We start from the raw sequence: 13,544 nt of genomic DNA, 5'->3' as shown, positions 1-13,544 counted from the left end.
TCGACGTGGACGGCCCGCTGAGCCCGCCTCATGACTCTGGCACGCAGAGGCTCCCGGCTCATCACCGTCGACGCGACCGCCTACCGCTGACGCTTCAAGCCCCGCCCGGGACGGCGAGACCGGTTTCGTAGGCGACGATCACCGCCTGGACCCGGTCTCGCAGCCCGAGCTTGCTCAGCAGGTTGCTCACGTGGGTCTTCACCGTGTGTTCGCTGACCACCAGCTCGGCGGCGATCTCCGCGTTCGACAGTCCGCGGGCGATCATGGTCAGCGTCTGCCGTTCCCGGGTGGTCAGCTCCGCCAGCCGCGCCGGGGAGGGCGGCAGGGCCGGGCGGGCCGTGTACCGCGCGATCAGCTTGCGCGTCACCGACGGCGCCAGCAGCGCGTCCCCCGTCGCCACGGCGCGGACCGCCCGGACGAGGTCGTCGCGGCGGACGTCCTTGAGCAGGAACCCGCTCGCGCCGGCCCGCAGCGCTTCGAAGACGTACTCGTCCAGGTCGAACGTCGTCAGCACGAGCACCTGGCACGCCGTCTCGGCGCAGACGATCTCCGCCGCCTCGATGCCGTCCATGCGCGGCATCCGGATGTCGAGCAGCAGCACGTCCGGCTGGTGCGCGCGAACCGCCTCGACCGCCTCGGCGCCGTCGCTTGCCTCCGCGACGACGTCGATGTCCGGCTGGGCCCCCAGTATCATCGCGAATCCGGCCCGGACCAGGTCCTGGTCGTCCGCGACGACCACTCGCACGGTCATGCCCGCACCCCGAACCGCACGCGCACGCGGAAACCCGGGCCGTCCGGTCGCGGGCCGGCCGTCACCTCGGCGCCACACGCGGTGGCGCGTTCGCGGATGCCGATCAGGCCGTGTCCGCCGGCACCGGGTCCGCCCGTCCCGCGGCCGTCGTCGGTGATCTCGAGGGTCAAGGTGCCGTCCTGCCAGTCGAGGCGGACGCCGGCGTGCCGGGCGTCCGCGTGCTTGACGATGTTGGTGAGCGCTTCCTGCGTGATGCGGTACGCGGCGACCTCGGCATCCGGCGTCAGCTCGCCCGGCCGGCCGGAGACCGAGAAGGCGATGTCCACCCCCGCGCCGGACGCGCCCGACACCAGCCCCGGCAGGTCGGCGAGCGTCGGTTGCGGGTCGTGCGAGCGGTCGTCGGTCTTGAGCACCGAGAGCATCCCGCGCAGCTGGGCCATCGCGTCCCGCCCGGACGACGCGATCGCGTCGAACGCCGCCTCGGCGCGGGCCGGGTCGCCTCGCAGGGCGACCGGGCCCGCTTCCGCCTGCACGACCATGAGGCTGACCGCGTGCGACAGGATGTCGTGCATGTCGCGGGCGATCCGGGCGCGTTCGCGTTCCGCGGCCCGGACGGCTTCGGCGAGCCGCTCGCGCTCCAGCCCTTCGGCCCGCTCCCGCGCCGTCACCGCGGCACGGCCGATCGCGTAAGCCGCGACGAAGAGGATCCCGCTGCGCAGCGCCGTTTCCGACGACGCCGTCAGCAGGCTCCCGCCGACCGTGAGGACCAGAGCGGCGATCCGCGTCCACGGCGCCGACCGCACGGCGACGGTGTAGAGCGCGATCAGAACGCCGTACCAGACCGGCTGGGCAGGGACGTTCCCGGCGACGTCGTAGGCCCACGCGCCGATCAGCCCCGCGAGGAGCACCACGAGCGGGAACCGCCGCCGCACCCCCACCGCGCCCGCCGCCAGCAGCACGACGGCCACCCCCCACGGGTGCCACGACCCGCCGGCCGGGTTGGTCCGGGAGAAGAACGGCCACGCCCCGGCGACCGCCACGCCCACGGCCAGCGCCGCGTCGACACCTGCGGCGGGCAGCGCGCGCAGGCGACGGCGCAAGGGGTCGAGCCCCGGGAAGGCGGACACAGGACGCGATCCTGCCCGCTCCCCGGTTCCCGCCGCCCACCCGGTCACCCGCGCGCCGCCAGCGTCATCCCGGCCGCGACGATCCGCTGCGTGACCGGCGTCGGGTTGTCACCGTTCTTGGCGTCGTTCGCGGTCAGGCCGTACACCAGCCGGCGGTGGCCGTCGCGCGTGCCGCCAAGCCCCGCGAGGTAGCCGTACCGGCCGCCGCTCTTGCCCCAGACCTCCCCCACGCCAGGGAGCGTGAAGCGCTGCAAGCCGACGCTGTAGCTCGCGTGCTTGCCGGTGAGGTCGTCGACCGGGGGCACGGCGAACAGCTCGGCCTGGACCGACGGCGGCAGGAGCTTTCCGCCCAGCAACGCCTCGGTGAAGACGTCGAGGTCGTTCGTGGTGGAGACGATCGCGCTGGCCGCCCAGCCGAACGACTGGTCCCAGCGCGTCACGTCCTGGAGGGAGCCATCGGTCATCTCCTGGTACCCGTGCACGAACGGCCCGTGCAGCGCGGGATCGTGACCCGGCGCCGTCGTGCCGGTGAGGCGCAGCGGGCGGACGATCCGGTCCCGCACCTGGCTTTCGTAACTGCGGCCGGTGATCTTCTCGACGAGCATCCCGGCGATGATGTAGCCGATGTTGCGGTAGTGCTGCATCCGGCCGGGCTCGAACTCCTTGCGCCCCTGGGCGAACGCCGCCGCCACGTACTGCTCCGGCGTCCAGCGGTCGAACCGGTGGGCCAGCTGGTATTCGACACTCTCGTCGTCGAGCACCGGGCTGGGCAGGCCGCTGGTGTGGTCCAGCAGCTGCCGGACGGTCACCGCGGGGTACCCGGCGGGCAGCAGGCCCGGCAGGTACTCCTGCACCGTGCCGGCCAAGTCGATCCGGTGTTCGGCGACCAGCTGCAGCACGACGACGGCGGTGAAGACCTTGGTGACGCTGCCGATCCGGAACCGCGCGTCCGGGTTGACCGGTGTCCCGGTGCGGCGGTCGGCGACGCCCGCGGTGCCGGACCAGCACCCGTCCGGGCCGGTGGCGCGGACCAGCGCGGCGGTCACGTCATCGTTCGGCAGGCCCGCGATCGCCCGCTCGAGAGCGGCGGTGTCCAGGGGTTCCGGCGCGACGCAGGCATGGCCGAAAGTGCCGGCCGACGCCGGCGTGGCGGTGCCCGCGAGAGTGGCGGCGAGCAAGGTGGCGGCAACGAGCTTGATCATCGTGAAGGCTCCTCGGAGAGGCTGTCGTGGTGCCTTCGATCATGGTTTTCCGCGGCCCGCGGCGGATCGCCGGTGAGAGCGATTCCGCGACTCACTCCCGAGGACTAGTCCAGCGCGTCCGTCAGCGCGGCGTGCGCCTCGACCAGCGAAGGTCCGTACCAGGTGAGGTACCGGCCCGAAACCAGCACGTACCGCGCGTCCGGGAAGTGGTCCGGGCCGTCGTCCTCCGTGAACAGGTACGGCTCGTCCGGCAGCACCAGCAGGTCCGCGTCCGCCGTCAACCGTGCCCGCAGTTCCTCCACGTCCGGGCGCGGGTAGCGCTCCTCCGACGTCGCATACACGTTCGCGACCCCCACCCGGCGCAGGACGTCGCCCGCGAACGTGTCGCGGCCCACGACTATCCACGGCTTGCGCCACACCGGTACCACCGCGTGGAACCGCACCGGCCGGGTCTCGCGCCAGGCTTCCTCCGCCTCGACCAGCCACTCCGGCTCGTCCAGTTCGTACGCCTGGGTCAGGATCCGCCGCAGGGAGCCCAAAGCCGCGGGCACCGAAGCCGCCGCCGCCATCACCCAGACCGGAATTCCGTTGGCGCGCAGGCGTTCCACGTCCTCCTGGCGGTTCTCCTCCGCGTTGGCCAGCACCAGGTCCGGCGCCAGGTCGAGCACCCGGTCCAGCTTCGGGTACTTCGAGCCGCCCACCCGTGGGACGTCCAAAGTAGACGGGTGCGTGCAGTAGTCCGTCGCGCCGGCCAGCCGGCCGGGCGCGCTGACCTCGACCGCCTCGGTCAGCGACGGCACCAGGGAGACGACCCGGGACGCCGGGCCGCGCAGCGGTACCGGTTCCCCGAGGTCGTCGACGAGGTACGTCATGCGCGCTCGAACGACACCTTCCGCTTTTCGACGTCGACCGCGGTCAGCCGGACCGCGATGCGCTCGCCCGCGGTCAGCCGCTCCCCCGCGCACTTCGCCATCACGGTCGGGTCCTCGACCAGGATCTCCGCCTTGTTCTCGTCCGCGCGCAGCACCACTGCGCTGAACTCGCCGCCGACGTGCTCGGCCAGCACCCACGCCTCGACCTGGTCGATGCACGCCCGCTCGACCTTCGCCGCCAGGGTGTCCGACGCGCTCATCCGCTCCGGGACGTCCGCCAGCGCCGCGCGCACCCAGTCCGGGACCTCGCGGCCGGCCGAGACGGCGAGGCAGATCTCCGTCGCGAACCGGTCGACCAGCCGCCGGATCGGCGCCGTGACGTGCGCGTACGCGCCGCCGATGCCCGCGTGCGTCGTCAGCGCGGGCACTTCGCCGTCGAACGCCGTGTAGCCCGCGCCGCGCAGCAGCCGGGTCGTGTCGGCGTAGAGGGCCATCGACGCCGGCTGCCCGGGGTCCAGCCGGGACAGGAACTCCGAAACGGTCGTCCCCGGCGCCCAGGCGATCCCCAGGGCTTCGGCCGAACGGCGCAGCCAGTCGACGGCCTCCGGTTCCGGGTCGGGCAACGTGCGGAGGACGCCGATCCGCGCGTCGAGCATGATCCGCGCCGCGGCCATGCCGGTGAGCAGCGAGATTTCGGCGTTCCAGGCGTCGACGGCGGTGCGCGGGCGGCGGGCCAGCACCCAGCCGCCGTCCGGGTCGCCGGTGATCTCCTGCTCCGGCAGCTGCAGCTCGACCGCGCCGCGCCGGACGGCCAGCTCGCGCCGCCGCCGGCCCAGCTCCGGCAGCGCGGCCACCGACGGGTGCGGGTTCCCGGCGTCGAGCGCGGCCTGCACCGTCTCGTAGTCGAACTGCTCGGTGGACCGGACCAGCGCGCGGCGCACCCGGGTGGCCGTCGGCTCGCCGGCGTCGTCGGTCTCGATGGTCCAGAGCACCGCGGGCCGGATTTCGCCCGGCAGCAGGCTCGCCGCGCCTTCGGACAGCACCGGCGGGTGCAGCGGGACGTTGCCGTCCGGCAGGTAGAGCGTCTGCCCGCGCTGGCGCGACTCCCGGTCGAGCGCGCCGCCGGGCGGGACGAACGCGGCGAGGTCGGCGATCGCGTAGTGCACGCGGAAGCCGTGCGCGGTCTTCTCGACGACCATCGCCTGGTCGAGGTCCTTGGCGCCGGGCGGGTCGATGGTGACCAGCGGCAGGTCCGTCGCGTCCTCGCGGGGGCCCGCGCTGGCGAGCGGGTCGAGGACCGCCGCCTCCGCCTCGGCCAGCACCTCGGGCCCGAACGACTCCGGCAGCGAAAACTCGGCACGCAGGGGGCCGAAGTCCCCGCCCGCCGAGTGTGTCCTGATCACGAGGGGAGGCACCCCCCAACCCTAACCCGCTCCGGGCCCGGAGATCGCCCGATCGGGCGCGGGCCGGTCGGGTGTACGTTGCCCGGGTAAAATGAAAACCGTCTTCATTGCCAGAAAGGTCTCTCCCGTGAAGATCGCGTTCGTCGGCAAGGGCGGCAGCGGCAAGACCACCCTGTCGTCGCTGTTCGTCGCGTACCTCGCCGACGCCGGGCTGCCGGTGCTCGCCATCGACGCCGACATCAACCAGCACCTCGCGGTGGCGCTCGGCGCGACCGAGGAGGAAGCGCTCGCCTGGCCGACGCTCGGCGACAACATGACGCTGATCAAGGACTACCTGCGCGGCGACAACCCGCGGATCCCCGACGCGGCGTCGATGATCAAGACGACGCCGCCGGGACGCGGGTCGCGGCTGGTCCGGCCGTTCGAGGACAACCCGGTGTTCGCGGCGTGCTTCCGGCAGCTGGGCGGCGTCCGGCTCGGCGTCACCGGGCAGTTCGACGAGGACGACCTCGGCGTCAAGTGCTACCACTCGAAGGTGGGAGCGGCGGAGCTGCTGCTGAACCACCTGGTGGACGTCGAGGGCGAGTACGTCGTGATGGACATGACGGCGGGCGCGGACGCATTCGCTTCCGGGCTGTTCACGCGGTTCGACGTGACGTTCCTGGTGTGCGAGCCGACGGTCCGCAGCGTGGGGGTGTACCGCCAGTACGCGGACTACGCGCGCGACTTCGGCGTGCGGCTCGTGGTGGTCGGGAACAAGGTGACGGACGCGGAGGACGTCGAGTTCCTGCAGGACCAGGTCGGCTCGGCGTTGCTGGGGTGGATGTCGGCATCGGGGCACGTACGCGCAGCGGAGCGCGGCGCGGCCCGGCCGATCACCGAGCTCGAGCCGCGCAACCTCTCGACGTTGCGATCGATGCTGGCAACAGTGGACGGGGAAAAGCGCGACTGGGCGCGCTACCAGCGCCAGGCGGTCGAGTTCCACCTGCGAAACGCGCGGGCCTGGGCGGGCGCCGACCTCGTCTCGCAGGTGGACCCGGAATTCGTGCTGGGCCCGCAGCTGGCGGTCTAGTCGTCGTCCTCGGCATCGGCCCGCCGGGTGCGCTCACGGGCGATTTCGAGAGCGCGCCGGGCGGTGGCCTCGTCCGGGTAGGGGCCGAGCAGGTCGATGCCGCGGCTGCGTTCGAGGTGCTCGACCTGGTGGGTGCGGGTGTTGTAGTACCACCCCGGGTCCGGGTTCGGGTCTTTGGCCATGACCTTAGGTTCGCACCCTCGCGCCGGTTTTTCAGCGCTTGTAGCGGTACGGGATCTCGGTGGGCTGCCCGGTGGGGCCGAAGTCCTGGGGTTCTTCGGGTTCGGGTTGCTCGGGGAACTCGTCGAACCAGCCGCGCGGGGTGCCTCGGGGCGGGGTTTCGGGTTCTTGCCGGGTGGGTTGCGGGAGGGGGGTGTCCCGGCCGGGGAACACGGGCCGGGCGTTGGGAGCGGGCGGAACGGGCGGCATGGTGCCGGGGCCGGGGAAGACCGGCCGCGCCGGGGCGGCGTGGCGGGTGGGGAACGGTTGGGGGGTGGACTCCGGGCCGGGGAAGACGGGCTTGGTCCCGGGTTGCGGGGTGGTGGGGGCGGGCTTGGGCGGCAGGGGGATCGGAGCTGCGGCGGCGGGGTGCGGGTGGGTGGGGGTGGTCTCGGGCGGGTTTGCACCTGCGGCGGTGGGGTGCGGGTAGGCGGGGGCAGCCTCGGGGGGGTGCGGAGCCGCAGCCGGGTGCGGGTTGACAGCCTCCGGCGGGTGTGAAGCCGCAGCCAGGTGCGGGTTGGCGGCCTCCGGCGGATGCGAAGCCGCAGCTGGCTGCGGGTTGGCGGCGGGAGCCTCGGGCGAGTACGTAGCCGCAGCCGGGTGCGGGTTCGCGGTGGGGGCTTCCCACAGGGGCGGATTCGAGCGGGCGCCGCTTTCAGGGCCGGGTCCGTAGGTGGGGATGCGGCCGGGAGCCGGCAGATCGGGGGTGCCCCAGGGCGGCCGGGGCAGCTGGGAACCGGCCATCGGCTGAGGCTCCGGAGCTGCTGGTGGCTGCGGAGGGGCGGCAGGCGCGGGTGGTTCGGCGGGCGGCTGCGGGCCGGCCGCCGGAGCCGTCTGGTGCGCGGCCGGCTGTTGTTCCGGCCTACGTGCGTTTTCTGCCGTGAGCTCGGCGGCGACCGGTGTCTCCGGCTGCGGCCGGTCGTCCGGGGCCGATTCGGCCGCGTCCAGACGGGCGGCATTCCATGCTCCGGAGCCGCCCGGGGCCTGCGGCGCCGGCTCAGGCGGTGCCTCAGACCGGTCCACGTCCTGTGGCTCAGCCGGGGCTTCCGGCTGGCTTGTCTCGCTCGAGGTGCGGCCAACCGCAGCGGGTGCCTCCGGCTGCGCCGCGTGGCGCGGTGCCGATTCGGCTGGAGCGGGAACAACAGCCTCGTTCGGCGAGGATTCAACCGCTGTCGGCGCGGCAGTCTCGGGGAGATTTGCGTGCACCTCCGGCTGACTCACCTCATCCGGCACCCGCTCACCTCCCGGTGCGGCAGCCTCCGGCCGGTCCGCGTGCTGCGGCACCGATTCAGCCTGCGGCTGACTCAGCGGCGCCCGCTCAGCTGCCTGCGCGGCAGCCTCCGGCTGCCGCAGCGCTGGCTCGGCCGGTTCGGAGGCGACGGCCTCCGGATGACTTGCGTCGCCCGGTCCCCCTTCAGCCGATGAGGGAACCGCGCCTTCCGGAGCCTCGGGTCGCACCGGTCCGGCCGATGCAGCGGCCTCCGGCCGGCTCGCCTCCCCTGGGGCCGGTCCAACCGCAGGCGATGCGGCAGCCTCCGGGCGCCCCACCTCACTCGCCGGCTCCGCCGAGGCGCGCCCGGCAGCCTCCGGCTCCGAGCTACGGGTGGCGGTGGAACCCGCCTCACTCGGCGCCGGTCCGGCCGCGGTGCGGGCGACCACCTCGCTCGCCGGCTCCGCCGCCGCACGCTCCGGCTCCACCAAACTGCGCGCGACAGTCTCAGGACGACCCGTCTGGCTCTGCCCCGGAGCCGATGCGAAAGCCTCCGGCTCCGCCAAACTGCGCGCGACAGTCTCAGGACGACCCGCCTGGCTAGGCGCCGCCTGCCCCGGAGCCGATGCAAAAGCCTCCGGCTCTGCAGAACCCTGCGCGGCGCCCTCGGGACGACCCGCCTCACTCGACGCCGGTCCGGCCGCGGTGTGGGCGATCGCCTCCGGGCGCCCCACCTCGCTCGCCGGCTCCGTCGCGGCGCGCTCCGGCTCCGCCAAACTGCGCGCGACCTCGGGGCTACCCGCACTCAGCGCGGGCTCTGCCTCGCGGCGGCTCGCCTCAGTCGCCGGTTCCGCCGGTACCTCCGGCTCCGCCGAACCCCGCGCGCCGACCTCCGAACCACCCACCTCACCCGACACCGGCTCCGCCGAAATACCGACGGCCGGCTGTCCCGATGCCGATTCATCCCCAGCCGGTGCGGGAGCCGCGCTTCCCTGCGCCGAGCGCTCCGCAGTCGCGATCTCCGGCGGACTCACCTCGGCCGGAGCACCCGCCCCAGCACCGTTCCACACCGGTTCAGCCGACGGCTGCCCCACGGCAGCCGCACCGGCCGCATGCCGCGGCGAAGGGGCCCGTACCGGCCCCGGCAGGTCCGGCTCCCCCGTCACCGACCACTCCGGCGAAACCGCCTCGGGACGCGCGCGCCCCCAACCCGGGACCTGCTGCTCCGGTGTCCCCGGTACCGACGGCGCCGGCGGGGGGTGGGGCACCGTGCGCCACACCGGGGCCGGGCCGATGTTCATCGGGGCCGGCGCAGGGGCCGGCACCTGGCCTCCGGGGGATGCCGCCGGCGGGGCCGGGCGGCCTGCCGGCTTCGGGATCGGGTCCAGGCACGAGACCAGCACCGACGTGTTCTCCGGGTCGTCCACCTTCCGGCCGCTTCGCTCGCGGTAGACCATCTCGCCGTCGGCGTCCATCTCGACCAGGTAGCCCGCCTCCGCGAGCTGCTCCTCGTCGAGGTCCGCCAGCTTCTCGTACCTCGATGGCACCACCCGGTAGATCGGCCACGCCAGCCCGGCGTGCTCCGCGTGGAACTGGGCCAGCAGCGCCGCCATCTGGTGCTGCCACGGCAGCGACATGCCCTCCGCCAACGACCGGGGCAGCACCACGTACCCCGCGTCGACGCCCGGGTAGCCCTGGCTCAGCTGGTCGGCCAGCGGGGTGCTGGACGCGGGACGAGCCGACTGCCGGGGCGGCTGGGGTGCACCGAACAGCGCCGCCGGGTCATGGGGCTCGCCCGCTCCGGACTTGCCTCGCCTGCCGAATTTGCGTCCCACGTGCTCATCCTCTGCCAGTACGCGGCCACCTGCTCGTGGAAGCGCCGCGACGTCGGGTGCCGATCGGTGTCAAGGCCCTCTCGAACCCATGCTAAACGCCGGGGCGGACCGCCTGCGGCACCAGTTCACGCTCGTCGAACGAGAATGCCCGCGTGTGCACCGGCACACCCGTCTGCTGCGCTTCGACCACCTTGCCGTCGCCCAGGTACATCATCACGTGGTGGATGGACGACGGGTCCGACGGATCCGTGGCGAGGAACAGCAGGTCACCGGGCTGTGCCTCCCGCACCGGCAGCAACGCGCCGGCGTGGTACTGGTCGCGGGACACGCGCGGCAGGATGATCCCCGCCGACTCGTACGCCCGCAGCATCAGACCCGAACAGTCGTACGAGTCCGGGCCTGTGGCACCCCACACATACGGCTTCCCCTGCTCGGCCAGCGCGAAACCGATCGCCTTCCCGGCGGCCTGGCTGGGCGGCAGCAGCGCCCCCATGCCGGTGCCGCAGGCGACGACGTCGACGACCTGGCCGACCTTCTCCACCAGGGTCGCCGCCATCGGCTCCCACTTGTGGTAGCGGTCCGGGAAGCCCGAGCGCTCCACCGCCTGGGCCGCGTCGCCCGGCCGCCGGTTCTCCCAGTCCGGGACCGCCAGCAGCACGTCGTAGAACTTGTTGACCTCGTACGTCGGGTCGGTGACCTGGGCCAACGTCCCCCAGCCCATCGACGGGCGCATCTGGAAGATGCCCAGGGAGTCGCGGTCGCCGTAGGTGAGGTTGTGCAGCCCGGACTCGGTCATCCCGGCCTGGATCGCGACCTGCCACGCGCGCGGCGCCAGCGACCGCTGCTTGCCGACCGAGATGATCAGCGCGACGATCCCGCGCTGCTCGTCGTCGAGCTTCGACGCGTCGACCGTCCCGCGGTCGCCCTGGCCGGGCTGGGTCGGCCCGACCGAGGCGTCGCAGCTCATCAGGGACACGCCCCGGGCCTGCGCCTGCTGGTTGTCGATGACGACCTTCGCGGCGACCGCGGTCACGACCAGGGCGCCGACCGCGACGAACACGATCAGTCCCAGCCACAACCCCAGGCGCCGCACGGTCAGCTCGCCTGGTCGTAGTCGGCGACCCGCCAGCCGGCGTTGGTGTTCACTACCGTGATGGCCAGTTTCGGCCCGTCGGTGGGGATGGTCAGCTGGACCGAACTCGGGTACGACGTGCCGACCACCGGCTCACCGGTGACCTTGGTCGCCGGGATGTTCGCCGGGTCCACCGTCCCCATCACCGGCAGGTACTCCTCGGTGGTGAACGGCTTCAGCTGCGCGAGCCACTGCTCGGAGGTCATGCCGGCCGGGTGGTTGACCCAGGCCGCGGCCCACTCCTTCGCGACGCGGATCGCGTCGCCGTTTGGCGCCGTCGGGGTCGGGGTGGCCAGCGGCGTGGACAGGCGCGTCGGCAGGTTCGACGTCGGCACGGGCGCGGCGATGCCCGGCTGCGTCGTCGTGACCGACGTCGTCGTCCCCGAGGTGGGCGGCGCCGCTTTGGCCTGGGGTTTGCCGATCGCCTTGGGCAGCACGATGCCGAGCGCGGTGATGAGGATGGCCAGGAAGACCAGCGTGCCCATCAGGTGGCGGGGCGAGCGCAGCGGCCAGCCCCACAGGCGCCGGTAGACCGCGGTGCGGCCGCGGTTGGTGCGGATCGGCATCGGTCACCGCCCCAGCACTTGGTCGGTGTCACGCGGTTCTTCGCGGACTTCGATGCCGCGCGACGGCCGGTAGAGCACGAAGACCGGCTTGCCGGCGACGACTTCGGGGTCGACGCGCCGCGGCTGGGCGCGAACGCCCGGCGTGCGCGGCGCGTAGTCGCTGAAAGTCGACTCGGGCGGGCGCAGGTCGGAGGGCACGACGACGGGCTCGGGTTCGTCGCTCCACCGCCGGTCGGCCACCGGCGAGGTGTCGACGCGCCGGCTCTCCTCCCGCGTGGTCGGCCGGCCACCGGCGCCGACGACGACGTACTCACCGCCGTCGCCGTTGGCCGGGTTGTACTGGCCGAACACCGGAGCGCCGGGACGGCCGGCGGGCAGCGCGCCCGCGGACCCGCCGCCTCCGACGGCCCCCGGCCAGGCGCCGGACCAAGCCGCGGCCGGGCGAGAGGCGCCGCTGTCGAGGCGCTGCGCGTTGGCGAAGATCGTGGCTTCCGGCCGGAACCGCCCGCCGCCGGCGGTGGCGCCGAGCGGGCCGCGCTGCTCGCCGTCGACGACGTCGTCGGTGTCGCGCACGTTCTGCCAGAACTCGTCCTGCGGGGTCGGGCCGTTCTTGTTGCGCCGGAACCGCGAGAAGATCCCGCCCCCGGGCGACGGCACGGCGGCCCCGACCATGCTGACCGACATCTCGACCATCTGCCACAACCGGCGCACGGGCCGGCCGACCATGAACAGCAGCACGGTGATGAGCCCGGCGAGGACCATCTGCGTGAGCATGTTCAGCGAGTTGCCGGCGTCGAAGATGGCCTGCAGCAGCAGGGCGTGCACACCGGCGAGGACCGAGAGCACGACGAGGTTGAAGGCCACGCCGCCGGCGACCTTGAGCACGCGGCGGAGGATCTCCGGGTGCAGGAGGGCGATGAGGCCGATCAGGGGCGCGGTGAGGGCGAAGAGGCGGATGAGGACCTGGGCCAGCAGTACTGACGCTTTCGCCAGGAGCTGGAAGAGGGAGTAGACGAGGGCCTGGCCGAGGGAGAGGAAGCCGGCGCCGGTGCGGCCGCCTGCTTCGCCGGTGAAGTAGCCGGTGGCCGGGCCGAGCTTGGTGGAGATGTCCTTGTAGGCGTTCTTCTTGCCGTCGATGACGGCCTGGTTGCCGTCGTCGCCGTTGACCAGCTGGTTGCGGGTGAACGCCTGGGCGTCGAGCAGGGGTTTGCCGTACTGCTCGGCCTGCGGCGCCGACGGGGTCCCGAACTCCCCGCGCAGCCAGTTGTTGTAGACGATCTGGGTGTGCAGCTGGGTGGGCAGGATGTCCCGGATGATCCGGTCGCCGCTCTCGTCGACGAAGCCCGCTTGGATGTTCGTCGTGGTCTGGACGATCGCTTTGTCGATCGGGTCGAAGTAGCGCAACATCGCCAGTGAGGACGCGGCGAGCCAGACGCCGGCCAGTGCGTAGAGCGCGCGTTTGCTGACCGCCGCCAGGTCGCCCCGCCAGATGTTGCGGAACATCATGATCGACAGGACCAGCGCGACCAGGCCGAACAGCTGGGCGTAGATGTTGTTGTAAACCTTCTCGGCGCCCGACTTCACCGCGTTGTAGATCGGGTTCAGCAGGCCGCCCTCGAGCACCGTGTAGTGCAGCGAGTTGGTGGCGCCGACGATGTTCTTACCCAGGTTGAACAGCTGGTTGCCACCCCAAGTGTCCAAAGTGGACCCCGCCGGGGTCAGGTTCAGCGCCGAGCAGTTGGTCTCGAAGGTGTTCCACACCATGCCGGCGTAGCCGTAGTCGATGTACGCGCTGTTCGGCTCGCCGTGGCCCTCCGGCGGGTCGATCGCGCCGACCATCCCGGCCCCCGGGCGTTCCGGGTTCGGTGCTTCGCCGCACGCCGCCGCGCTGGCCGCGGGGGCCGTGGCGATGGCCTGCAGCCCGAGGACGAGCATCACGGCGAACATGGTCGCCTTACGACCCGGCACGCGCCGGGGCCGCGGGCCTTCCTTGATCCGGCGCTTCAGCGTGTGCCACCCGGCGGCCAGCGTCAGCAGCACTGCCAACGTCAGCATGGTGTTCATGCGGCACCCCCCGCGGTCACGGCAGGACTGGCTCCGGGGCGGTGGACCGCGACCCGGCCGCCGGGGCTCGCGCCTGCGCGCACGCCTCGTT

10 protein-coding genes and 1 pseudogene are annotated in these 13,544 nt (G+C 73.0%); 1 reads left to right on the top strand and 10 read right to left on the bottom strand.

The genetic code is table 11. The features are described from left to right. Positions 1 to 94 precede the first annotated feature (94 nt). From AB0J55_RS42320 to AB0J55_RS42300, 5 genes are all read right to left on the bottom strand, one after another. A complete protein-coding gene (locus AB0J55_RS42320) occupies positions 95 to 751 on the bottom strand; it encodes a response regulator transcription factor (RefSeq protein ID WP_364262592.1) in 657 nt (218 codons plus the stop codon). Then, positions 748 to 1,878 carry a histidine kinase gene (locus AB0J55_RS42315; RefSeq protein ID WP_364262589.1) on the bottom strand — a complete coding sequence of 377 codons (1,131 nt, stop codon included), beginning with the start codon at positions 1,876 to 1,878 and terminating at the stop codon, positions 748 to 750. The genes AB0J55_RS42320 and AB0J55_RS42315 overlap by 4 nt, the downstream gene beginning before the upstream one ends. Positions 1,879 to 1,922: 44 nt before the next feature. Beyond that, a complete protein-coding gene (locus AB0J55_RS42310) occupies positions 1,923 to 3,080 on the bottom strand; it encodes a serine hydrolase domain-containing protein (RefSeq protein ID WP_364262586.1) in 1,158 nt (385 codons plus the stop codon). A gap of 104 nt (positions 3,081 to 3,184) precedes the next feature. Then, positions 3,185 to 3,952 carry a helical backbone metal receptor gene (locus tag AB0J55_RS42305; RefSeq protein ID WP_364262583.1) on the bottom strand — a complete coding sequence of 256 codons (768 nt, stop codon included), beginning with the start codon at positions 3,950 to 3,952 and terminating at the stop codon, positions 3,185 to 3,187. Then, complete coding sequence (locus AB0J55_RS42300; protein ID WP_364262684.1) at positions 3,949 to 5,355, bottom strand: RNB domain-containing ribonuclease; 1,407 nt, start codon at positions 5,353 to 5,355, stop codon at positions 3,949 to 3,951. The genes AB0J55_RS42305 and AB0J55_RS42300 overlap by 4 nt, the downstream gene beginning before the upstream one ends. A 127-nt stretch (positions 5,356 to 5,482) precedes the next feature. Between AB0J55_RS42300 and AB0J55_RS42295 the strand changes: the two genes are divergently transcribed. After that, positions 5,483 to 6,427 (top strand): ATP-binding protein, encoded by a 945-nt coding sequence (locus AB0J55_RS42295; RefSeq protein WP_364262580.1) that lies wholly within the window; start codon positions 5,483 to 5,485, stop codon positions 6,425 to 6,427. Here AB0J55_RS42295 and AB0J55_RS42290 read toward each other — a convergent pair. The 5 genes and pseudogenes from AB0J55_RS42290 to AB0J55_RS42270 all read right to left on the bottom strand — a co-directional run bounded on the left by AB0J55_RS42290 (position 6,424) and on the right by AB0J55_RS42270 (position 13,453). Next, complete coding sequence (locus tag AB0J55_RS42290) at positions 6,424 to 6,609, bottom strand: hypothetical protein (protein WP_364262577.1); 186 nt, start codon at positions 6,607 to 6,609, stop codon at positions 6,424 to 6,426. The two genes, AB0J55_RS42295 and AB0J55_RS42290, sit on opposite strands and share 4 nt — an antisense overlap. 2,482 nt (positions 6,610 to 9,091) lie before the next feature. After that, a pseudogene (locus AB0J55_RS42285) lies at positions 9,092 to 9,691 on the bottom strand (hypothetical protein); the annotation flags it as partial. Between the two features lie 91 nt (positions 9,692 to 9,782). Beyond that, positions 9,783 to 10,784 (bottom strand): C40 family peptidase, encoded by a 1,002-nt coding sequence (locus tag AB0J55_RS42280; RefSeq protein WP_364262574.1) that lies wholly within the window; start codon positions 10,782 to 10,784, stop codon positions 9,783 to 9,785. A gap of 2 nt (positions 10,785 to 10,786) precedes the next feature. Then, entirely contained in the window at positions 10,787 to 11,389 is a 603-nt protein-coding gene (locus AB0J55_RS42275; protein ID WP_364262571.1) for a hypothetical protein, read from the bottom strand. Positions 11,390 to 11,392: 3 nt separating this feature from the next. Continuing rightward, entirely contained in the window at positions 11,393 to 13,453 is a 2,061-nt protein-coding gene (locus tag AB0J55_RS42270; protein ID WP_364262568.1) for a magnesium transporter, read from the bottom strand. Positions 13,454 to 13,544 lie beyond the last annotated feature (91 nt).

The sequence above is a fragment of the Amycolatopsis sp. NPDC049688 genome (assembly GCF_040674975.1).
Classification (GTDB): domain Bacteria; phylum Actinomycetota; class Actinomycetes; order Mycobacteriales; family Pseudonocardiaceae; genus Amycolatopsis.
Note: the sequence above shows the minus strand (reverse complement) of the source record. Positions and strands in the feature narration are given on the sequence as shown.